This window comes from Peribacillus sp. FSL H8-0477 (genome assembly GCF_038002765.1).
GTDB lineage: Bacteria > Bacillota > Bacilli > Bacillales > DSM-1321 > Peribacillus.
On record NZ_JBBODE010000001.1, the window covers coordinates 507,494 to 530,611 of the forward strand.

At 38.2% G+C, this 23,118-nt stretch carries 23 protein-coding genes; 6 read left to right on the forward strand and 17 right to left on the reverse strand.

Annotated features, from left to right (window positions below; genetic code table 11):
* Window positions 1-2 precede the first annotated feature (2 nt).
* Window positions 3-635, reverse strand: coding sequence for a LysE family transporter (locus MHI18_RS02685; protein WP_445669979.1), 633 nt, complete (start codon window positions 633-635; stop codon window positions 3-5).
* Window positions 636-1,013: 378 nt separating this feature from the next.
* Here MHI18_RS02685 and MHI18_RS02690 point away from each other — a divergent pair, with 378 nt between their 5' ends.
* Complete coding sequence (locus MHI18_RS02690; protein ID WP_340847551.1) at window positions 1,014-1,322, forward strand: hypothetical protein; 309 nt, start codon at window positions 1,014-1,016, stop codon at window positions 1,320-1,322.
* A 116-nt stretch (window positions 1,323-1,438) separates the two neighbouring features.
* Window positions 1,439-1,849: a hypothetical protein gene (locus tag MHI18_RS02695; RefSeq protein ID WP_340845876.1), complete on the forward strand. Its 411-nt coding sequence runs from the start codon at window positions 1,439-1,441 to the stop codon at window positions 1,847-1,849.
* 410 nt (window positions 1,850-2,259) lie between these two features.
* On the opposite strand, the gene MHI18_RS02700 is transcribed toward MHI18_RS02695, so the two are convergent.
* From MHI18_RS02700 to MHI18_RS02710, 3 genes are all read right to left on the reverse strand, one after another.
* Window positions 2,260-2,685: a DUF3021 domain-containing protein gene (locus MHI18_RS02700; protein WP_340845877.1), complete on the reverse strand. Its 426-nt coding sequence runs from the start codon at window positions 2,683-2,685 to the stop codon at window positions 2,260-2,262.
* Window positions 2,675-3,136 (reverse strand): LytTR family DNA-binding domain-containing protein, encoded by a 462-nt coding sequence (locus tag MHI18_RS02705; RefSeq protein WP_340845878.1) that lies wholly within the window; start codon window positions 3,134-3,136, stop codon window positions 2,675-2,677. Before MHI18_RS02705 ends, MHI18_RS02700 begins: the two co-directional genes overlap by 11 nt.
* A gap of 222 nt (window positions 3,137-3,358) precedes the next feature.
* Window positions 3,359-3,898: a DUF7010 family protein gene (locus MHI18_RS02710; protein ID WP_340845879.1), complete on the reverse strand. Its 540-nt coding sequence runs from the start codon at window positions 3,896-3,898 to the stop codon at window positions 3,359-3,361.
* A 275-nt stretch (window positions 3,899-4,173) separates the two neighbouring features.
* On the opposite strand from MHI18_RS02710, the gene MHI18_RS02715 reads away from it, so the two are divergent.
* A complete protein-coding gene (locus MHI18_RS02715) occupies window positions 4,174-4,935 on the forward strand; it encodes an SDR family oxidoreductase (protein ID WP_340847552.1) in 762 nt (253 codons plus the stop codon).
* 124 nt (window positions 4,936-5,059) lie between these two features.
* Here MHI18_RS02715 and pruA read toward each other — a convergent pair whose 3' ends face one another.
* Entirely contained in the window at window positions 5,060-6,634 is a 1,575-nt protein-coding gene (gene pruA / locus MHI18_RS02720; RefSeq protein WP_340845880.1) for an L-glutamate gamma-semialdehyde dehydrogenase, read from the reverse strand.
* Window positions 6,635-6,801: 167 nt separating this feature from the next.
* Between pruA and MHI18_RS02725 the strand changes: the two genes are divergently transcribed.
* Window positions 6,802-7,350, forward strand: a complete 549-nt coding sequence (locus MHI18_RS02725) for a helix-turn-helix domain-containing protein (protein WP_340845881.1) — start codon at window positions 6,802-6,804, stop codon at window positions 7,348-7,350.
* A gap of 52 nt (window positions 7,351-7,402) precedes the next feature.
* Here the strand turns inward: MHI18_RS02725 and MHI18_RS02730 are convergent, their stop codons facing one another.
* From MHI18_RS02730 to MHI18_RS02765, 8 genes are all read right to left on the reverse strand, one after another.
* Window positions 7,403-8,053 (reverse strand): hypothetical protein, encoded by a 651-nt coding sequence (locus MHI18_RS02730; protein WP_340845882.1) that lies wholly within the window; start codon window positions 8,051-8,053, stop codon window positions 7,403-7,405.
* A gap of 70 nt (window positions 8,054-8,123) precedes the next feature.
* On the reverse strand, window positions 8,124-8,687 hold the full coding sequence (locus MHI18_RS02735; protein WP_340845883.1) for a DUF6434 domain-containing protein: 564 nt from the start codon (window positions 8,685-8,687) through the stop codon (window positions 8,124-8,126).
* Between the two features lie 501 nt (window positions 8,688-9,188).
* Entirely contained in the window at window positions 9,189-9,356 is a 168-nt protein-coding gene (locus tag MHI18_RS02740; RefSeq protein ID WP_340845884.1) for a hypothetical protein, read from the reverse strand.
* A 5-nt stretch (window positions 9,357-9,361) separates the two neighbouring features.
* A complete protein-coding gene (locus tag MHI18_RS02745; protein WP_340845885.1) occupies window positions 9,362-10,639 on the reverse strand; it encodes a hypothetical protein in 1,278 nt (425 codons plus the stop codon).
* A 271-nt stretch (window positions 10,640-10,910) separates the two neighbouring features.
* Window positions 10,911-11,708 (reverse strand): protein phosphatase 2C domain-containing protein, encoded by a 798-nt coding sequence (locus tag MHI18_RS02750; protein ID WP_340845886.1) that lies wholly within the window; start codon window positions 11,706-11,708, stop codon window positions 10,911-10,913.
* A gap of 182 nt (window positions 11,709-11,890) precedes the next feature.
* The gene (locus MHI18_RS02755; RefSeq protein WP_340845887.1) at window positions 11,891-13,969 is read right to left on the reverse strand and encodes a methyl-accepting chemotaxis protein; all 2,079 of its coding nucleotides are present in this window, start codon (window positions 13,967-13,969) and stop codon (window positions 11,891-11,893) included.
* Between the two features lie 134 nt (window positions 13,970-14,103).
* Complete coding sequence (locus MHI18_RS02760) at window positions 14,104-15,063, reverse strand: sensor histidine kinase (RefSeq protein WP_340845888.1); 960 nt, start codon at window positions 15,061-15,063, stop codon at window positions 14,104-14,106.
* A 15-nt stretch (window positions 15,064-15,078) separates the two neighbouring features.
* Window positions 15,079-15,777, reverse strand: coding sequence for a LytR/AlgR family response regulator transcription factor (locus MHI18_RS02765; protein ID WP_340845889.1), 699 nt, complete (start codon window positions 15,775-15,777; stop codon window positions 15,079-15,081).
* 162 nt (window positions 15,778-15,939) lie between these two features.
* Here MHI18_RS02765 and MHI18_RS02770 point away from each other — a divergent pair, with 162 nt between their 5' ends.
* Entirely contained in the window at window positions 15,940-16,689 is a 750-nt protein-coding gene (locus MHI18_RS02770) for an ABC transporter ATP-binding protein (RefSeq protein WP_340845890.1), read from the forward strand.
* A complete protein-coding gene (locus MHI18_RS02775; RefSeq protein ID WP_340845891.1) occupies window positions 16,679-17,836 on the forward strand; it encodes an ABC transporter permease in 1,158 nt (385 codons plus the stop codon). Before MHI18_RS02770 ends, MHI18_RS02775 begins: the two co-directional genes overlap by 11 nt.
* A gap of 49 nt (window positions 17,837-17,885) precedes the next feature.
* On the opposite strand, the gene MHI18_RS02780 is transcribed toward MHI18_RS02775, so the two are convergent.
* The 4 genes from MHI18_RS02780 to MHI18_RS02795 all read right to left on the reverse strand — a co-directional run bounded on the left by MHI18_RS02780 (window position 17,886) and on the right by MHI18_RS02795 (window position 22,847).
* A complete protein-coding gene (locus tag MHI18_RS02780; protein ID WP_340845892.1) occupies window positions 17,886-19,559 on the reverse strand; it encodes a glycerol-3-phosphate dehydrogenase/oxidase in 1,674 nt (557 codons plus the stop codon).
* Between the two features lie 173 nt (window positions 19,560-19,732).
* The gene (glpK, locus tag MHI18_RS02785; RefSeq protein WP_340845893.1) at window positions 19,733-21,223 is read right to left on the reverse strand and encodes a glycerol kinase GlpK; all 1,491 of its coding nucleotides are present in this window, start codon (window positions 21,221-21,223) and stop codon (window positions 19,733-19,735) included.
* Between the two features lie 32 nt (window positions 21,224-21,255).
* Window positions 21,256-22,080, reverse strand: a complete 825-nt coding sequence (locus MHI18_RS02790; protein WP_340845894.1) for an MIP/aquaporin family protein — start codon at window positions 22,078-22,080, stop codon at window positions 21,256-21,258.
* 218 nt (window positions 22,081-22,298) lie between these two features.
* Complete coding sequence (locus MHI18_RS02795; RefSeq protein WP_340845895.1) at window positions 22,299-22,847, reverse strand: glycerol-3-phosphate responsive antiterminator; 549 nt, start codon at window positions 22,845-22,847, stop codon at window positions 22,299-22,301.
* Window positions 22,848-23,118 lie beyond the last annotated feature (271 nt).

The window sequence follows — 23,118 nt, forward strand, 5'->3', positions numbered from 1 at the left end:
GGCTAACCCAATAAAGCCGTTATCCCTTGATAACCAAAGTACAAACCAAACCCTACTAGTGATAGACCGGATATAATGGAGATAACTTTTATACTTGTATCATTAAGATATCTTCTAAAAACGGTAGTCAATGATGCCACAAAGATATCCCAGCATGTAAGGCCGATAAAAATCATTAAGGTATATACAAGTAACGAACTTGTTCCATAGGTTACCGCTGTTTTTGCTAATACTGATCCGTATATCCCCAGCCAAAATAAAACGGAAAGCGGACTGGTTATCGACATAATAAAGCCAACCATAAAGCACTTTAACAATGAATCAGGCTTGCTTCGATAATCAATGGTTAATTTCTTAGCGGCAAACATCCCTTCAATTCCTGAATAAAGCAAGACAAATCCACCAAATAACCACAAAAACGTCTGTACAATGGGAATATCTAAAAACTTAACTAATCCGACATAGACCATCAACATAAAAATGGCATCTGCCATCATTCCACCTATACCAACACTCCACGAATGCCAAAATCCATTTTTAAGTCCCTTGTCCAATCTCGCTGAATTGACTGGACCAATAGGTGCCGCAAGCGTAAGACCTAACACAAAATAACTAAACAGTATATTTACACTCAGGAGTACCACTCCATTCATCCAATTTCATCGGCTTGTCCAAAGATGGAGAAACTAATGAAGTATATGTACCTGAAGATGAAGTTAGAACTAGTCCTCAGAGTGTAAATTAGTTTTGATTAGTGTACCTTCTTCCTACATTTAAATTGAAGAAAAAAGCAGTTCAATTATAATTTCGTTTTATTTTTTTTTTTCTTTTTTCCCATTAAAGCCGTCGCTATGGCACCAAAGAAATTTCCTAATGCTTCAAACATTACTTTACACCTCCCACAACGAACTGCAGCATATAATAAACTAGTATATTACATTAATTACATATATGGTAAAATAAGGATTATTATTCAATTTCGATTTAGCAAAAGGGAGGTCTAGTATTTGGCTATCGCAAGTGTCAATCAATATAAGAAACATGGGGTAATTAGTTACATTTCTATTGTAATAGGGATCGTTTGTTTTTTTATTGTATTTGTAGCACCTACACGGCTTGCAAATATTGGTATGGCAGGTGGAGACTATGTTACATTTGCCCTTACAGCTTTAGGTATTATCACTTCCCTCATAGGTATCAGTAAGAAATCCGAGAGAAACCTAATTCCAATTATCTCGTTAGTTTTATCATCATCTTATTTTATTTTCTGGATAGTAACTATCTTTTTACTCGTAACTGGTATGGTTGATTTTGCTCCATAACAGACAAAGCGTATCTTTTAGGTCCCGTAAGTATCTTACGGGTTTTTCATTTTTTGTGATACATCACACATAATTAATAGCAGTGAGACATTATAAACTTATTGGGGTGAGCTATTTTGAATTTTTCATTTATAGATAGTAGAAGTGGTAGTGCAACCTGTGTTTTGGAGATTAATCATAAAAAGTTTGAGTTCCACCCTTCTTTTCATTCCGATGCCCTAGGGGATTTTGTTTCGTATCTTGCTTCGATACATCCTTTATGCAAATTGAGTTGGAAAGAAGGTGCCTTTCACAAAATAAATGGTGGGATTCATTGGCAAACCGGACCATCTTTACTAAATTGGGAATTCAAACGAGATTTCGAGGATTTAGAAATTATCATCATCGAAAAACAAAACTTTACCGTAGATAGAAAAGTTAATACCCATTTACCTAAAATAATAGTGAAAACTACATGCAAGTTTGATGATTTTGTTTTATGTGTAATAAAAGAAGTAGATCGAGTTATTAAACACGAGGCATTTTAGGTTATCGACAAGAATGGCAAAACTACACATTTCCAATGGATGGTTTTCTTGCACTGAAATATGCGTATCTTTATAAAAAACCCTTTGAGATAACCAAAAAAAATAGTGGTACTTCGCTTGAGGAAGAACTATCTTTATTATTGTTAGCTATTGAATAAACAGGGTATATGCCGAGAGATTTATCATCTTTAATCGACTGATTAGGGAGGTGTTGTTTTTGGATAAAGAGGTAAAGAGAAAATTAGCTTTCATTATATCCGTTTCTATTATAGGCAGTATTCTTGTATTATTGGTTCCCATTCTTTTTCATTATTTTTCTGGTTCTCCTTAACTTCACTATCCTTTCCACAGTTATGCCATTCCCCCTTTGATTACTAACTCCAAAGGGGGACCTCTTTTAAATCCCTTTGTTAGTTTTCTCCACTCTCTTCCCTTTTTCCAATTGTTTGATTTAGTTCTTCTTCTTGTTTTTTAAAATACGCCCGAAAGCTCAACCAAAAAATCGTATACGTAATGATGAAACAAACAAAAGCAGCTGCAAAAGGCCATATCCCGGCTGGAAGCCAGCCAATATACATCGCCATGGGAAAATAAACAAGGACTGATAAAGAAAAGTGAACACTTAACTGTTTCAGCGGACTCCAGTTGTCATTTTCAAAAATTAACGAAGCCATGCAGAAATATAAACTGATTACCATCGCACCTACTACACTTAGCCAAATTTCCTGTACACTAACTTCCGCCTTAATTACGACAATCACGGTGAGTATGATAAATACGACTACCATCGAATATCCAAGACCCGCCCAAGCTCGCTTTAAAAGCTTACTTCCCATCCTCTCCACCTCCGAGAATTAATTTTTTCTTTAGCTCAGCGACATAACTGCGTGAGACATATTCTTTTGTGCCTGATTTAAAATGTACACAAAGAATGCCGTTGAAGGTCAATTCAAAATGATCAATTTGGTCGAGGTTTCCGATAACTGATTTCGAAAATCTCATAAACCGCTGGGGGACTAACAGTTCCTCCAGCTCGTAAAGCTTCAACTTCATTTCAATCTTCCGGCGGCCGCTGACACCATACACCTTGCGTTTTTCAGCGAATACATAATCTACCTCGCTCGGGCTTAAGAGAATGGTCTTATCCTCCTCAACGCCTACGAGACGCTTTGACGATTGAATGTGTAATTTCCGAATGATTTCTGCCAACTCCGGAGTCATTTCTTTAGCCTGAATGGTAATCGTCAACTCGTCGTATTGATCATCTAAGTCGATATTCACTTTCATGATTGGTCCCCCCTGTTCTATATATATTATTGCGAATTTTCTTGCCTTTGTAACAATAAACGGATGACAGGTAGAAGAACGGGAGTCAACTGTTATAAACTTGGAATGAACTACGGTCCTATGTATAAAATCGTATTCAATTTGCTTAATTTTACCATTTATTCTCAGAGAAGTTACCTAAAAAAACAGGGACCTCTTTATTAAAGGTCCCTGTTAATGGATTTATTCTTTTCTAAGCTCTCTACTGATACAAAATGCACCGATGGTAAACACGATGGAAATCATTAAAGGAACGACGATATACGCTTGATCGACCACAAACCATCCTAGAATGAGTGATGACACGCTCGTTGTGAAGGCAATAAATCCATATGTCTTACTTTTATAAATCCAAATATAAGGAAAAAAGTGAGAACCCGTTAATAAACCAATCGTAAAAGGTAAATACTCGGGAATTTGAAGGTAGACAAGTATAAAAACCGGGATAAAAAAAGCCTGCGGAGCTGCAACTACTGCCGCTAACATTCCAATTGGATTCTCAATAACTAATACATTGATTTTCATACATCTGCCAACGGCTACCCCTAACGGAAAGATAACAATCAAGGCAAGAATCCAAATAACGCCTACGATCTTCATTGAAAAAAAGAATGGAAAAAGAGCAATAAGAAAAAAAACAAAGGCTCCAGAAAGTACAAGTGGAAACCCTTTTTTTGCGGTTTGGATAACATCCTTTTGTAAGTGGTTTAGCTTAGTATCCATTTAAGACTCCTTTAGAAATGACTCTGAACCATATACGGCTAGATTCAGTGTCCAAATCGTTTTTAATAGAAAGTAACAAATAAATAAGAACCTATTAAAATACATATCTTTCATTTTAAGTTTATACATATTTACCACTTTTTAAACTAGTTATTCATATACTCGACACACTCTAGTGAGCTATTCGCTATTTTATCCGCCTATCATTTGTACCCAATCAAAGATACGTATATACTTAATGTAAATATAAGTAAAAAAAGTAATTAGGAGGAAATATCATGAAATTAGAAGGCAAAGTGGCCATTGTTACAGGTGCCGCATCAGGAATGGGAAAAGAGATTGCTAGATTGTATGCACAAGAAGGCGCCAACGTTATCCTTTCAGATATTAATAAAGAGGCTGTGGAATCAGTTGCTGCAGAAATTGAAAAAGAAGGTGGAAAAGCCATTGCTGTAATGGCTAATGTGGCTAAAGAAGAAGATGTTCAAGCCATGATTGATTTGGCTGTTGAAAAGTTTGGGACTCTGGACATTCTTGTCAACAATGCTGGAATTATGGATAACTTCATTCCTGCTGCTGAACTTACAGATGAGCATTGGGAACGAATCTTCGCGGTGAATACGACATCTGTTATGCGAACAACAAGAAAAGCACTTTCCATTTTTCTTGCTAAAGAACAAGGGATCATCATTAATGTCGCTTCTGTCGGCGGACTCTTCGGTTCAAGAGCCGGTGCAGCATACACAGCTTCGAAACATGCAGTCATCGGCTTCACCAAAAACGTAGGCTTCCAATACGCTGGTAACGGTATTCGTTGCAATGCGATTGCTCCAGGTGGTGTTAATACGAACATTGGAACCACTATGAGTGAGCCAAACGAGTTTGGCATGCAAAAGGCAATGAGCGGCGCAGCCGGTAACCCGCGGTCCGGTGAATCGATTGAAATTGCCAAAGTCGCATTATTCCTTGCTAGTGATGATGCAAGCTTTGTCAATGCCACGACCATCACAGCTGATGCTGGCTGGACAGGGTATTAAATACTAGCTGTTACTTAAAACTCCCGATAAACACATCGGGAGTTTTTCTATTATTTACAACATAAAGAGACCGAATGCCGAACTAAGTTCACTGCATCCGGTCTCTAAGAAGAGAATGACTTCTTTATTTACTTACTCTTGACGTTAATTTTCCTTGTGTAAATAACAAGAGGTAATCGTATCCGCCTGCTTTTGAATCTGTTCCTGACATATTGAACCCGCCAAACGGCTGCGCACCGACTAATGCTCCTGTACACTTTTTATTAATGTATAAATTGCCACAGTGCATATGATCAAGCGCAAATGAAATTCGTTCTTCATTTTCAGAGAAATAAGCACCCGTCAGACCGTAATCTGTATCGTTATAGATGGCAATAGCTTCCTGCCAATCCTTTGCCTTAGCAAGGGCTAAAACAGGTCCGAAAATCTCTTCTTGCATAATACGCGCTTTAGGATCAACATCCGCAAAAACAGTTGGTTGAATGTAATAGCCATTGCCATCTGCTTTATTTCCACCGTTAAGCAATCTGCCTTCTCCCTTGCCGATTTCGATATAGCTCATTACTTTGTCAAAAGACTTCTGATCGATAACCGGTCCAACAGGATAATTTTCGGCTGGAGCACCTACCTCTAATTCACTCACTAATGAAGTAACTTTTTCAACCACCTGATCATACACAGACTCTACGATGATGGCGCGTGATCCGGCTGAACATTTTTGGCCTTGGTAACCAAAAGCTGATGCAACAATTGCTTTTGCTGCCGCATCTAAATCGGATGTTTCATCCACAACCACTCCGTCTTTCCCACCCATTTCAGCAATGACTCGCTTCAGCCAAATCTGACCTGGCTGTACTTTAGACGCCCGCTCATAAATTCGACAGCCAACGGCACGAGAGCCCGTGAATGAGATAAACCGTGTTTTAGGATGTTCAACCAGGTATTCTCCTACCTCAATTCCATCCCCTGGCACATAGTTTAATACTCCATCAGGAAGCCCAACTTCTTTCATCAGCTCGACGAACTTCGCTGCAATGACTGGAGCAGAATCTGCCGGCTTCAGAATGACCGTATTTCCAGACACAATTGCCGCTACCGTTGTACCTGCCATTATGGCCAGCGGGAAGTTGAAAGGAGAAATAATTACGCCTACCCCAAGAGGAATGTACGTCATTTGATTATTTTCCCCTTCAATTTTTGTAAGCGGGCGATGAATACTTGTTTCACTAAGACGAATCATCTCTCTCGCATAAAACTCAAAGAAATCAATTGCTTCAGCCGTATCAGCATCAGCCTCCGCCCAGTTCTTCCCAGTTTCTAAAACTAATAGGCTAGAAAATTCATGTTTGCGCTCTCTTAACAAAGCGGCTGCCCTAACTAAGTAGTCTGCACGCTCAGAAGCCGGTACCTTCTTCCAACTCCCAAAGGCTTCTAATGCCACGTTCATGGCTGAATCAACTATTTCACTAGTTCCCTTGCTGACCTTACCGATGATTTGATCAATATTACCTGGATTGATTGAGATGATTTTTTCATCAGTCGAAATCTTCTCACTGCCTATGTATAAAGGAATTTCACGTCCCAGTTCCTTTGAGACTTTCGCTAATGCATGTTCCATTGCCTGTTTATTTTCATTCGTAGAAAAATTTGTGAATGGCTCATTCTTAAATTCTGAAAGTTTTTTAGCTGTTGTAGTCATAATTATCTCTCCCTACTAACTGTTTTTTATCTAAAATTGAAGTGTCACTTTAATTTTTCCCTTGTTAATGATATATTATGGATGATTAAGAAAAATCAGTCAATAGTTTTATAAACATTTTTTTCTACTACTTACATTATTTTTACAAAAGACAAAGGGGAATACATATGGCTCACCAAATAGGAGAATCTTTAAAACGTCTCCGTCGCGAACAAAAAAAAACTCTCAAACAGATTGCCGAGAAAACGGGTCTATCCATTAGTTTTCTCTCTCAAGTGGAACGGTTAAAATCTTCTGTGACCATTGAATCATTAACAAAAATTGCTGAGTCCCTGAATGTCAGCCCCACGTATTTTTTCAGTGACAATGACCATCCCAGAAGTGTGATCCGAAGAAAGACACCTAACGATCAAGTTGATTTTCAACAATCCAGGTTCAGCTATCAAAGTTTAGCAGGCGACATACCGAATCCCGATTTTGAACCGATGATTGTTACCGTCCTCCCTAATCAAGAGCAGGTACATACCTTCACCCATAATGGACAAGAATTCATCTACGTACTATCTGGTGTGCTAACCGTCATGTATGAAGAGGAAGAGGTCGATCTTACTCCAGGAGACAGTTTTCATGTTGAATCTTCTAAACCTCACAATTGGTATAACCGAACAGATGATGTCGTAAAAATGGTTTATGTCCGTTCACACTCTTTTGAGTAAATAAACAAAGACCGACAAGCAAAATTGTCGGTCTTACTAACATATGTATGATTTATTGCGTGAATAATTCCTTAAGCTTTTCCTGCTCATAATTTTTAATGAGTATGTATCGCTGCAGTCCTTTTGTATTTGCTACCGCAAGCTCCGAAAATTTATAGGCTTCTAAGTAATTGCCTTCCTTGAGGTTAATCTCCACTTCAATGGCATCTTTATACCATTGTTTTTTAATCCGCTCCTTTAGGAATCGAGCAGTATTTAATTGACCTTCCTCAACCGAAATTAACGCATCATAATAATGCTTCACGTCCATCGGCTTCAATTCAGCTAAATACTCCTTCGCTTGTTCTGGATTTCCTTTATAAAGATGATAGATGGTCTGCAACTGAGCTTTTCCAGGTATAGATTTTACTTTTGACATCGTAAGGGTAAAGGAAACCTCTACCTCCTCATTATGTCTATTGGCTAACGCATAGTAAAACGCATACATCGGCTTTTTCTTATTCGCAAGTAAATACGCTTCCACCTGATTCATATTTTCCGTAAAGAAGACAGGATACAGCTTAATGTATAGGAAAAACAAAGCAAATGGAATCACCGTTACCAAGAACATCCAAAGTGGATAATCAAAATAGCCATATGCTCCCCCGATAAGAAGCGCAATCGTATACAACAAAATATTCTGCTTGATGGTAAAACCCTCCATAAATCGATATATCTCCTAGTATAGCAAACTCACTTCTAGAAAAAAATGATAAATTATCCTAAAAAATGAATCAGTCAGCTAACATACGATACCGATTACTTCCTGGAAGCCGCTTAATTTCCTTCCAAGCCTGAATGGCATCCTTTTGCGTTTTTCCCTTATTCCTGTGATCAGCAAAAAAATCACGGATAAACGTATTATACTCAAACTGAGGAGGAATCTCTTTTTGATAGGATTTGTCCATTTTCCGTTCGACCTCCTGATACCAAGCCTCCACTACATCACGATAGCTTTTACCAACATTCCCTTTAAAATAGGATTGTATATACGTTGAAAAATGAAATCCAGGGATGACAGACGAAAAAAAAGCCCGCACATCCTGGCTGCAGCGATGCCCTTCCGTAATAACCGTGTCTAGGCTAAGCACCTCATGTTTAACCATTCTCACCTTTTTCACAGCCGGCTTTCTTCTCTCACCCGTTTCAAGAAAAATAGCGACTCGCTCGGCTAACTCGCCCTTCGAACCAGCAGGACTCAATTCATGCTCCCGGCAAAACTCCTGCAGCTCCGTCTTAAGAAAATAGTAATTCCGAAAGTCTTCAAATGCCATATTACGATCAAGTACAGGCCGCAAACAACCGCCTCCTTTATTTGGTATTTATTTCATTATAGAACGAACGTTCCTTAAAAGCTATTTATGGACAAAGAAAAAGAGATGCTCACTGCATCTCTCAGACTTTAGAGAAACTCGGGTAATATCTTTAAAATCGAGATGTTGATTTCCATTCCAGGCGCTTTGCTTTCCACGGGCGGGCGGTGAGCCGCATCAATCTTACCCTCCTGCGGGGTCTCACCTGGCCCGCTGTTCCCGCAGGAGTCTTCACGCCTTTCACTTCAATCAACTGACTTTCTAAACTTAAAAGTAAAAAGCCAATTTATAAATGATATAGAATTCCAAGGTGATAAGGAGTATTTTCGAAAACCATCTAGAAATGGTAACAATAGACCAACTTGTTCCCCCGGCCTATTTGATCCGAAAAATGCAAAAGAGGTTTAGAATGAAACCATTCCAAACCTCTTTTGTCTACAAACTGAAAGATGCCTATTGCATCGCTGGTTTTCTAGTAATTTTGGATTAATGTGGACGACCTGTTTCGGCATCAGCATATGGACTAATCAAGCCAGATCCTGGTAAAACGCTATGTGGTCTTGTAGTTTCCGATTCTGCAGCCTTAGCAATTGTTGTTGCAGAAAAAGAAAGTGAAATAATAGCAAACAAAGTAATAATAAGACGTTTTTTCATATTAATTACAACTCCTTGTGTATTTTTTTTGTAGCATGTAGATCCATACTTTGTATCTGAAAAGCTTTTTTATATTGTTTTCTTTCAATATAAAACTCAGTAAATTCTTTACTAATAGACTTTAGATTTTTCCAATCTTCATTATCATAAAAATAACTTATACTTTTATTCATCAACTGCTCATATTGTTCATATTGTTGATTAAACCTATGCAACTGAGCTTCTAGTATTGAAAGATGCGTGAAATCAGAATCTGTTTTACAAGTACTTTTTGTTTCCTCTATTTCAGAGTTCAATAATTCAAAGTCTTTATTTCTCACGTATATTTCTAATTTAGCCCTATAGGAATTAAAAAGGGTTTCATGATTTTGCCTCTTTTTTATTACAATACAACGATCTAAAATTTCTAAAGCCTCTTTCCCTAAATTCTGTTCAATTTTTAAAAGAGCTAAATTATGAAGCAAAATAGGGTACATTCTGACGGACTCATTTTCATCTAAAATATCAAACCCATTATTAAGATATTCTTCAGTCTTAATCAAATCTTTTTTTTCTTTGTAAAGAAGACCAATTAAATTATAGCAATCTGCCGTTTTTACCCAGTCATGCAAGTTCAAATACAGGTCTTTTGCTTTAATTGAGTATTCTAGTGCTTCTGTATATTCATAAAGATAATACAAAGACAACGCAATATTAAAAGTTAAACGTGCTTTTAACTTTGGATCGGTAGTCAATGTTATTGTTTTACGAAAATTATGAATGCTTTCTTCGTAGTTCTTTTTAATGTAATGAATTAAGCCGGTTACATAAAAGTACTTTTCGCGTATTTCGGCACTGAGCATGTATACCTGACTTGGATCCACATAATTAACTACTTTATTATTGTAGAGCTGATTGGCATCCTCAATTCGGTTTGCATTGATTAAATCGAGAATTCGCAGCAAGCTGAAATATAGTTCTTGATTTAAGGAAGGGATAAATTCAAACTTCGATTCATTTTCATGATAGAAGCTCTCAATCTGTGCCAGCTCGCCCCCTTCAATAATTCTTTGATATTCTTTTAGCAGAACAGCTAGGTCCGGATCATCAATATGTATATCTTCAAAGTAAGTGTACGGGACAGCCAATCGATCTGCTAGTAAGTATAGTATATCCTGAGAAGGTACAAATCGACCACCCTCAATATTGCTGAAATGTGAAGTGGAGATGATTCCATGACCTACTTGATCCTGAGATTTCTCACTTCTTTTCCTCATTTCTTTTAATCTTTTGCCGATATGCAAACATTCCATCCCCTTGTTAAGGTTATCCCGAATCTATCTCTATTATTATGTTTTTTGTATTTTTGCTTTCTGTTTGCTTCTGGCTTTGCTAGAATTCTATTACAAAAAATGAGAATTTTCAATAATTTCCAGATTTATTTGTGTAAATTCACATCTTTTGTATCATTTTTTACCCATTTCACAAAAGAAATCTGGTGTAGAAAGAATTCTATTCTTTTATCGGAATAAGTCTTAACAAGTTTACAAGAATGGTGAAATTACCTAAGCTATTTTATAAATCACTTGGCATACTAGCTTGTTCCACTACGTGAACATTCCAAGTAATAATCGTCGTACTGTCTCTCACATGATGCTCCTGAATGGTAGAGAGCATCTTAATTACGGCTATATCAGCTGATATCTCCATTAAGGCATGATAGATTGCCTCCGATTCAGCATAAGGCTCCCCTGGACATTCTGTCAGCCCGTCGGTGGTTAAAAAAATCTGATTGCTGCCCGTTCTTAATTCCCGAGTTCCTCTGGTAAAACAGGGCACAGGCTGGTCAAAGGTATTCACTTGTCCAATCCATTCATAAAATTGCCGCTCATTCAGTAAATATTGACCCAAGTCTGCTAGTTCTGGATGCAGAAGATACAACATACAGTCTCCCACTGACAGCCACCAAACATATTTTTCTTTTCTTACCACGAATAAGCAGGCGGTTTCCCCCTTCACTTCTCGGCACGCTTGTAAAAAGTCATGGTTTTGAAGAACTGTTAATATGTGCTCCTCTATTTGTTTGAGTGCAACGGGGCTTGACTGGGAAAGGATAGTTTTCACGTTCATTTGTTCTTGCTGAAAACGATTAACGATAAGCGCTGCACTATCTGCTGAATAATGCGCATCAAGCACCATTGCAAATTCCCACTCTTGTTGGACATCCGCCCAAACGATACAGCCATCTTCGTTTTTATATGCTCCAGCAGCCGAATTTCCGCCAAACCGCCCCACTGTTACCTGATTCACCTGTACAACACTTACTTCATCCACAAAAGGATGTTCGCATCCAACCCAGCCTAATGTATTCATGCTAACTGGCCCTGCCTCTCTATATTTCCACATACTTAGTACAGATAAAAAGTCTTTGATTTTATATCTCCCTTACTTGTTGTCAAAAATTATAGTATAAAAAGTAATAAAATGGTATTTTTTTGACGTAGATCACTCCAAAAAAGACATGGAATGGCAGCTCCATGTCTTTTTATCTACACTTATTTTTTGATAATAAATTCTTTTAACGTTAGTTCTAATTCCTTAATTAATTCGTTTACGTTTTGTGTATATTGAGCTAGCTCATTAGATGATGCTGCTTGTTCCTCCATCGAGGATGCAATTTCTTCTGAGGCTGCTGTGGTTTGTTGAGATACGGCTGTTATTTCATCAATCATAGTCATAACTGTTTTCTTTTGCTCATTTAGCATGTTGATTGTTTCTGTCTCTTTATTTATAGATTGCGATATCTGTATGACGGAAGTCTCGAGCTCAACCATCGAATCTCTTACAGTAAGGACGGCACTCTTTTGATCCATACTGATTTGGTTGGTTTCATTCGTTGTTTTCAACAGGTCCTCTGTATCTGATAAAACACTATTAATAATGTTTTGAATATCAATCGTTGCCTTCTTGGAATCATCAGCAAGCGTACGTACTTCATTTGCTACGACTGCAAATCCCTTTCCATGTTCCCCGGCTCTTGCAGCCTCAATGGATGCATTTAGAGATAATAGGTTGGTCTGCTCTGCAATTTGAGAAATGGCATGAGTCACATTTGAAATCGTTTTTGATTTTTCTACTAGACTTGTACTCATATGTGTAACAGATTTGAAAGCCGCTTCTAATTTTTGATAAGAAGTTTCTAGTCTATCTACTTGTTCTTTCCCCGTTTCTAACTTTCTAGAAGCGGATTGTAACACGGATTGAGTCTGATTAGATTGCTCCATTAACTCATCCATTTCGTTGCTTAGTTCTCGAATGGCATTTGCACCCTGCTCAACTTGTTCTGATTGATTGGCTGCTCCTATAGCAATTTCTTCAATTGAACGTGAAACCTCAGAAATCGCTGTACTACTTTCAGCAGCAATAACACTTAATCCATTTGTTGCTTTTGTAACAGACTGTGTATTTACGTTAACTTTTTTAATGAGTCCCCTCAATCTGCTTAGCATGGCATTATAACTCACCGATAGATCGCCAAATTCATCATTCGCTTCATAGTGATATTCTGTCACTAAATCTCCACTCGCTGTTTTGCCTATCACACCTTGTAGGTTAGCAATCATTTTTCTTAACACATTGGCCAAGAATAGCGCACATAACACGCCAAATAGTAAGCCAAATACTTCAGAATATAAGGCAGCTTGGCTAATTTCATTTAATTTAGAAGCGGCGATTTCATCAGAGGTAAACGATAACACTTTCCAATTCAATTCCGGCACTCTATTGACCTGACCGGTATACTCTATACCTGCCCATTTCAACGGTTGCGAAGTAATACTCTTCCCTTCATACATCTTCGTTACCCAATCAAACTGTGAAGAAAATTGTTTCGAATCTGCTAATAAATTTTCAACACCTTCTACCGTCCCGCTGTTTTTAGGGTTGATATTCTTTCCGTCCATCCCCTCCATAAAGGAAGAAACAATAATTCCTTGTGAATCTAGAATGATCAACCGACTATTGGAATGGTCTTCAATATCTTTTCTTGTCTTGCCTATAGTGGAAAGATCGACGTCATATCCTAATGCGCCAACCATTTTTCCTTCTAATCGGACTGGTGTCACAACAGATGTCATCATTTTTTGTGATGATTCATCCTTATAAACGTCCATCCATCTTGTTTTTGGAGTCTCGGTTAACGCTTTATACGTTAAGGTCTCTCGCGCATCTTTGGCAAAGTCAATCGGCGGATACATCGTTAAACTGCCATCATTTCCATCCATATAATAAGCGGAAATAAGATTTTTATTATTTGTTTGCACCGATTCTAGTAGGTCCGACATACGTTCTTTTGATGTAGAATCTATTTGATCGGTGACAATATGAGCCAATTGCTCAAGCGAATTTTCGTAACTCTTCAAATCTAGGTTAATCTGAGCTGTCGCACTTTTTGCATAGCTAATATTAGCTGTTTTCGTATCTTCTTCAAATATGGATGACACCTTGATATATACGGAAGAGACAGATCCTACAAGCACGAGCAGAACGATAATACTAATAAAGAACATCCATTTCAATCGAATAGATACCCTTTTTTTTCTCTTTTCCTTACTTTTTCGTTTTAACTTTTCCAATGGCTCCTGCTCCTTCTTTTCAACTTTAACGTGTACAAATTATTATCGGTAAATAACTTTAAACTTTTAGTAATATTTAGGTTGTGTTTAAAAAAGGAAAAGGATCTTCATAGAAGACCCTTCACATTACTCATTTATGACCGGATTGCCGGTATTTTAATTTTTACAGTAAACGCTCCATCCTTATGAATATAGTCTAATAACCCGTGATGGCTGGAAACAACATCAGCGATGAGCTTTGTTCCAAGCCCTTCATGACCTATCCCCTTTGTAGTCTGTCCGTACCTTTTAAACAGTCCATCCAGAATATTAGCGGGAACTGGCAGACTCGTATTCTTACAAATAAGCAAATATAAACCGCTTCGTTTATAAAATTGTAAGGAGAGCATTGCTTGTTCGTCATATACCTGCTGCCATTGCTCACAGGCATCCATGCTATTCGACAAAAGGTTGCCAAGTAATATTACTATATCTTTGTCAGGCAGCGGCAAAGTAGATAGCGGAATGTCCAAATCATAAACCACATCAATTCCCGCTGTTTGTCCACGCCGGTACATTTGATGTAAAACACCTGCAACCGTACCCCGCTCCCCTTTAATCGATAGATTCGTCTCTTCATACCCTTCCACCAATTTATCTAGGTAGTGCTTTGCCTCTTTTGATTGATCAGATTCGAGCAAAAAGTGCACCGCCGATATATGTTTAAGAAAATCGTGCCGCTCACTCCTTACACGGCGAAAGGTCTCATTCATTTGAGTATGCTGTTCTTCGACCTGCCTTAATTCTTGAAGCAGAGGAGTGAGTTTTTTCACCATCATCCATCGGATAACTTCTATCCCGATGAACAAGATAAAAAACCAGTAAGTATTCACTAGTACATAAACGAATGATAAAAGTATCTGCAGAACAAATAAACTACTGTTGAGACTGTTTCCTAATGTAGAAACATCTACTTGTCTTGTCTTAGCTAGATAACCAACCAACCCTATTACAACAATAGAAGTTAGATAGATTGGTATCTTGCTAAAAAGCATATGAAGGTGTACTACTCCTAAAATAGTAATCATCACCCAATAAAGAATAGACGATTTCAAATCAAATCCACCTTTTTAAAAATAATTTGTTTGTAAAAAATCTACTTTTTCCTTTGTAATCATAGCTTGTTCCTCCATCCCTTCAAAGGTAACAATGTAGGAGTTTTTTGCATATAGCGAAAAGTTCTTCACATGATGGATATTGATAATAAAGGATCGATGTGAACGCAGGAAATCCCGCTCCCTCAATTCCCCTTCCAATTCATTCAACGTTTGATAGGTTTTAATTGGACCCGTCTTTGTATAAATCGTCGTTGATCTCCCAGAACGTTCAATAAAAATAATATCCTTTTTCTGTACAATATGTATTTCGTTTTTCTGTTTTAAATACAGCCTGCCCACCATTTCACTCGACCTTGATTTTTCTAACAGGCGCTCAACAGACTTCACAAGCCGGTCCTTTTGATACGGTTTCATAATATAATCATGAACATTTAATTCAAATGCATGAACTGCATAGCCGCTGCTGCCTGTCACAAAAATGACCGAAATATTCAGCGCATGCGAGTGAATGATATCGGCCAGCTCATAGCCTGATAGATTGGGCATTTCAATATCCGCAATTAATAAATCAATGGTCTGTTTCTTAATCTGCTCGTATGCCTCTTCTGCTGATAAAGTTGAAAAAATAACCTCTACTTCAGGAATCCCTGCTACAATTCCATTTAATTTATCCAGATCGATAAACCGATCATCTACGAGTCCTACTCTCATTCTTCTTCGCCTCACATACCGTTGTTGTTTTCATTTTACCATCAAATAATGGAAAAATGACCTATTTACGACATTAAAAGGGATATTCACGACATAAGTACAGATTTCGTTTGTGATTATTTATATGATAGAGCTATCAAAAGACAATGAGGAGGAAAAGTAATGATTGAAATAAAAGGTGTCACGAAACAATTTAAAGAAAAGAAAGTGTTCCTTACCGCTTTAAAGCATGTATCGTTCACCGTTAAACAAGGTCAAATTGTTGGCTTACTCGGGGAAAATGGCGCTGGAAAAACAACACTGCTGCGGACGATTGCTACCCTATTATCTCCCACCGACGGTCAGGTGTTAGTCGCTGGACACGATACGGTCGAAAGTCCAAATGAAGTAAAAAAAAGAATCGGTGTTCTATTTGGCGGTGAAACGGGATTGTATGAACGACTGACTGCCCGGGAAAACCTTGAATATTTCGCTCTGTTATATGGCATGAGTAAACATGAAACGAAGGTACGCATTGACGACCTGGCAAAAATGTTCGGGATGAGAGATTATCTTGATCGTAAGGTAGGAGGGTTTTCTAAGGGGATGCGGCAAAAGGTGGCCATTGCCCGTACGATTATCCACAACCCAGACATTATTTTGTTTGATGAACCAACCACTGGGCTTGATATCACCTCGTCCAACGTCTTTCGGCAACTGGTCCATCAATTAAAACGAGACGGAAAGACGATTGTCTTCTCAAGTCATATCATGGACGAAGTTTCCATGCTTTGTGATTCAGTCGCAATGATCCATAAAGGTGAGCTAGTCTTTCACGGAAACCTAGAAGCTTTATATAAAACAGAAGCCAGCCGTGATTTAAATTATATTTTCATGAGCAAGCTTGTGAGGGGGAACGAACATGCTTCTTAATATCTATTTAAAAGAAATGAAAGATTGTTTCAGAGACCGCAGAACCTTACTTCTGACCGTTCTTCTACCGATTGTGATGATGTCTGGATTAGTCTTTTTCTATGAAAGCATAGGATCAAGTGGAGAAGGAGAAACGTACAAACTTGCGGTAGACTCTTCGTTTAGTAACGACGAGGCAGCTATTTTTAAGGAGTATGCAGCCATAGATATTATAATATCAGCTGATCCTGAACAAACATTTGCAGATGGTGACGCCCAAGGCGCTCTAGTGTTAAATCCTAATTTTCATGAGACGGTCAAAATGGGGAAAGAAGCATCATTTACGATGATTGGTGATTCAACTAGTGAAAACTCATCTAATTTAATGTCTTTGGTAGCAACTGCCCTGACAGAATACGAAAAAAGGATTGTCGCTGAACGACTACAGGCTCAAGGAACCGATGCTTCGCTGATCCAGCCATTTTCAGTTGAGCAGAAAGAAATGTCTGAGGATAATTTCGGTGGCCATTTAATTGCCTTTCTGATTCCTATGATGCTAGCACTTGCAATTGGAGTAGGAGCTGGTCCTGCAGCAGCTGATTTATTTTCAGGTGAAAAAGAAAAGAAAACAATGGAAGCTTTGCTGATGTCACCGGTAAGCCGTTCAACACTCTTAACAGCTAAATGGTTGACGATTTCAACGATTGGTGCTTTAACGGGTATGATCACCTTAATCGTCGTTGCCCTTGAAATTACCTTTTTAACGGAAAATCTTAAAAAGGGCATCTCGTTTGGTAATGAGGTCTATTTAATCATTCTTATCGCCATTTTTCTTTCCATCATCTACGCGATGTTTATTGCTTCGCTCTTGATGATGACCAGCATTATTGGGAAAACAACAAAAGAAGCTCAAAGTTATAGCACTCCCATTCTTATGGTCGTTATTTTTCCTTCTATGATGCTAGCAACCACTAGCGTGAACGAACTAGCTTTCTGGCATTTTGCTACACCGATTATGAACTTGTTCAGCCTTTTTAAAGAACTATTATTAGGTGTCATTCATTACGAGCATATTTTCATTACGATTGGCAGCAACCTCCTCAGCCTATGCGTCATCTTTATCATCGCCCGAATCTTATTTATGAAGGATAAATGGGTGATGAATTAACGAAAAAAGCTGCCGAGAATTTTCTCGACAGCTTTTTTAAAGTCTTTATTTACGCTTTTACGGTTGGTTCATCGATAGCCGTAGTCGCATGTTTAATTTCGTATTCAAGTTGTGAAGTCATTTTTTGTTTGGTTTCATCAGACCAGTTGAAGTAAGCTTGCATAAAGTCGATGACTTTTTCCTTATAACTTCTCACTGTGTCGATATCAAATAACAAGGCTCCTGTTCTTCTATATAAGAAGTCGACTGGAGTCGCAGTCATTTCGTGATCAAGAGCATATTGAAGCTTAGCCATTAATACAATTGGCAGGCCATATTGCTCTGCATTTTTTCTAATTGTATCTAAATTATCAAAAATGGTTGGAACATTTGAACCATAACGAGTAGCTAATTGTTCAGCTTCTTTCTGTGTCAACGATAGAGACAGACCTCTTTCAATCTGTTTTTGAACATAGCTGTCAAACTGTTTAGAACCGCCCACATTACCACCTGAAATCGGAAGATGTTTCGTTTGGCAGGTAGTGTATTTAATATTTTTTTCTTGTTCAAATTTCTTGGCAACTAAATTAACAATCGTTTCAGCCATTTTTCTGTATCCAGTTAATTTACCACCTGCAATAGTGATTAATCCTGACTCAGATTCCCAAATTTCATCTTTACGGGAGATTTCTGAAGGATCTTTTCCATCTTCTAAAATTAACGGACGAACACCAGCCCAGCTAGACTCAATATCACTCTCTGTAACTTTCACAGTCGGGAACATATAATTAATAGATTTAAGCACATACTCTCGGTCACTGCTTGTAATATTCGGACTAACCGCATCTTCATCGAAGAAGGTATCTGTCGTTCCAACATAAACCTTCTCTTCACGAGGAATAGCGAATACCATTCTGCCGTCTGGTGTATCAAAGTAAACAGCTTGCTTCAGCGGGAATCTAGATTGATCAATAACTAAGTGCACGCCTTTTGTTAATTGCAATGCTTTACCCTTCTTAGAATTATCAATTTCACGGATTTCATCTACCCAAGGACCTGTTGCATTGACTACTTTATCTGCAAAAATCTCATGTTTCTCACCTGTTAATTGGTCATTAATTAAAACACCTACAACTTTACCATTTTCATAGAGCAGATTTTCAACTTTTGAATAATTAAGTGCTTTTGCGCCTAATTCAACAGCTGTTTTCATAACTTCGATGGTAAGACGAGCATCATCGGTACGGTATTCAACATAATACCCTCCGCCTTGAAGATTTTCGTTCTTCACTAAAGGTTCTTTATTCAACGTTTCTTGTTGAGATAACATTTTTCTACGTTCACTTTTTTTAACACCCGCAAGGAAATCGTATACTCTCAACCCGATATTTGTACTGAAACTACCAAAGGTTCCACCTTTATGGAAAGGTAATAACATCCATTGAGGCGTGGTAACATGAGGTCCATTTTCATAGACGATTTCACGTTCTTTCCCTACTTCAGCAACCATTTTAATTTCGAATTGTTTTAGATAACGTAAACCGCCGTGAACGAGCTTTGTTGAACGGCTGGATGTTCCAGCTGCGAAATCCTGCATTTCCACTACTGCCGTCTTCATTCCTCTGACTGTAGCATCCAGGGTAATACCTGCTCCTGTGATTCCTCCGCCAATTACCAATAGGTCCAATTTATCTTTCTTTACAGAAGTTATGATTTCATTACGATTTTTATTTGAAAAGTTCATTATATTTTCCCCTCCATTTTGGCAGAAATCAATAAAAGAGACCACAAATCAACATTATCAATATGATAATGTGTTTCGTGGTCTCTCCATGTCTCCTACCGACTTTATTAACTTAAGTTTAGTATACCAGAAACCGCTGATAAATAAAAATCCTCAGCCTCGAGAATAAAAAATTATTTAAAAGCCATAGCAGCATGAACAGCTTTTTTCCATCCTTTATAAAGGGTTTCTCGTTGTTCTTCTTCCATTTTTGGCTCGTAAGAACGTTCGATCGCCCATTGTGAAGCAATGTCTTCCCGGCTTTCCCAATAACCTACTGCTAGTCCTGCTAAGTAAGCTGCACCTAGTGCAGTTGTTTCATTAATAACAGGTCTTTCTACAGGCACGTTTAAGATATCACCTTGGAACTGCATGAGAAAATCATTTTTAACAGCCCCGCCGTCAACGCGTAAAGTCTTTAGTTTAATTCCTGAGTCTGCTTCCATAGCAGATAACACATCTTTTGCTTGATAAGCTATTGATTCTAACGTTGCACGGATAAAATGTTCTTTTGTTGTACCACGGGTTAATCCAAATACAGACCCACGTACATCACTGTCCCAATAAGGAGTTCCAAGACCGACAAAAGCAGGTACCACATATACACCATCTGTTGTATCAACTCGGTCCGCATAACTTTGACTATCCGCAGCTGATTTAACCATTCTCATTCCATCTCGAAGCCATTGGACAGCTGAACCAGCAACGAATATACTACCTTCAAGCGCATACTCTACCTTCCCGTCTATTCCCCAAGCCAATGTCGTTAATAGACCATTTTCAGAACGGATCGCTTTTTCACCCGTATTCATCAGCATGAAGCACCCTGTACCATACGTGTTCTTTGCCATTCCTTCTGTAAAGCACGCTTGGCCAAACAGAGCTGCCTGCTGATCCCCTGCTGCGCCGGCAATTGGAATTTCTTTACCAAAGAAATGATACGATACGGTGTGTGCATAGATTTCCGAAGATGGACGAACTTCAGGAAGCATTGATTTAGGTACAGTTAGAATTTCTAGAAGTTCATCATCCCATTTTAATTCATGGATATTATACATCAGCGTTCGGGATGCATTAGAATAATCCGTCACATGCGCCTTGCCGCCGGACATTTTCCAGATTAACCACGTATCAATTGTCCCAAATAGAAGTTTCCCTTGATCCGCTTTTTCTCTAGCGCCTTCAACATTATCAAGAATCCATTTTACCTTTGTGCCGGAAAAATAAGCATCGATTAGTAAACCTGTTTTGTCTCTTATGGTATCGCTATGTCCTTTTTCTTTTAATTCGTCACAAATTCCGCTCGTTTGTCTAGATTGCCACACAATAGCATTATAAACCGGATTCCCTGTTTCTTTATCCCAAACCACTGCTGTTTCCCGTTGATTTGTAATACCAATTCCGGCAATTTGTTCTGGTTTAACCGTAGATGATGATAGAAGCTCAGCAATAACAGCTAAAACAGATCCCCAAATTTCATTTGCATTATGCTCTACCCAGCCTGGCTTCGGAAAGTATTGAGTAAACTCACGTTGTGCAGTATGAACGATTTCCCCTTTTTTATTAAAAAGAATAGCCCGTGAACTCGTTGTTCCTTGATCCAGTGATAAAATATACGTCTCCATTTGCTTTCCCCTTTTCTCTACTCGTATTTTACTTAGACTGCGATTTTTGAACTATCCATTTCGCTTTGTTTCTTTTCCCCAAGAACGTACGCTAGGCCTAATATAACTATATTCGCACCTAGCACTACCCAAAATGATGTCCCAAGGGTTCCACTAAACATATATTTATAGAATACAGCCCCTAATGAACCGCCTAAAATCGGTCCGACTACCGGAATCCAAGCATATCCCCAGTTCGATGGACCTTTGCCGGGAATCGGTAATAAGAAGTGAGCAATCCGAGGACCAAGGTCACGCGCAGGATTAATGGCATATCCAGTAGTTCCGCCAAGAGATATCCCGATTGCGATAATTAATAACCCTACTGCAAATGGATTTAATCCTTGAGTAAATTCATTCGCACCAATATACAATAATCCTAGAACCAGCATAAATGTACCAAGCATTTCACTTAATAAATTCGAAAATGTGTGCGGTATAGCCGGGCTTGTTGCGAAGACGCCAAGCTTTGTTCCTGGATCATTTGTAGCTTTCCAATGCGGAAGATACTGCAAGAACACAAGTGCTGCTCCGATGATTGCTCCTATCATTTGAGCAAGAATGTAACCGGGTACATCACCCCACGCAAACGATCCGTTAAGTGCCATTCCAATTGTAACAGCTGGGTTTAAATGAGCATCACTGATGGATCCAACTGCAAATACCCCTAATGTTACTGCAAGTCCCCATCCAATGGTAATAACAATCCATCCTGAATCTTTCGCGAACGATTTCGTCAGCGATGTACCAGCGCCTACCCCGGCACCAAAAACTATTAGAATCATCGTACCTATTACCTCGCCCCAAAATGGAGTCATGGTCAACACTCCCCTTAAATATGAGTTCTATTTCTACTAACATCATGAGAGAGACAAAAAAGATTCACACAGAATAATCCTCTATATAGAGGCAGCACTGTGTGAATCTCCTTATCTCCGTCACAATTCATTAACTTATTTTGAATTATACAAGTCTATGAAAACGCTGTCAAGAAAAAGACACATTCCTTCGATTAAACTTCTTTTTTTAAAAAACCTTATTCTTCAAAAAATCTCCATAATTCTTGTTTAGACGTTGTAATCCCAGATGCTCCTGCCTGCAGGGCATTATTTACCTCATCAGATGTTCGGATTAACCCGCCGGCCAAAATAGGCGTATTTAATCGTTCTTTCACTTCTTTGATCATCCATGGCATAGCGCCAGGAAGTACCTCTATATAATCTGGTCTCGTTCTTTCCACAAGTTTGTATGTCTTTTCAACTGCATGTGAATCAATCAAAAACATCCGCTGAATCGCCAGCACACCTTTTTGTTTTGCTTTTAAGATGACACTTGCCTTTGTTGAAATCAATCCATACGGTCGATATTCCTGACAAATATACTCTGTAGCATATTCATCATTCTTTATTCCTTGAATTAAATCGACATGATATATGATCTTTTTCCCGCTGCTTTCCGTCATCCGTTTAACATTTTTCATCTGTGAAATATGTAAATCCAAGAAAACACCAATTTCATAAGAGCTGTCTAAAAACTTTTCAAAATCTTTCATATTTGTAAAAGCAGGTAATATTTTTTGGTTCATTTTTTCCTCCTAGAACGTTAATAACCTATATAGTTATCGAATTAACTTAATAGTACCATACACCTATCTGTTCAGCTAAAAAAGACTATTTATCAGTCTCCCGGACTCGTATATCGGTCTAACATGAGGTTGTATCGGTCTATCCAATTTTTATCAGTCTAATTGATGCTTGTATCGGTCTAACTCTTTTGTTTATCAGTCTGGGCTCATCCAAATCTCACTATCTACTTTTTTGCGTTCGGATTTTAAAAACAGCTCCTAGAAAAAGACT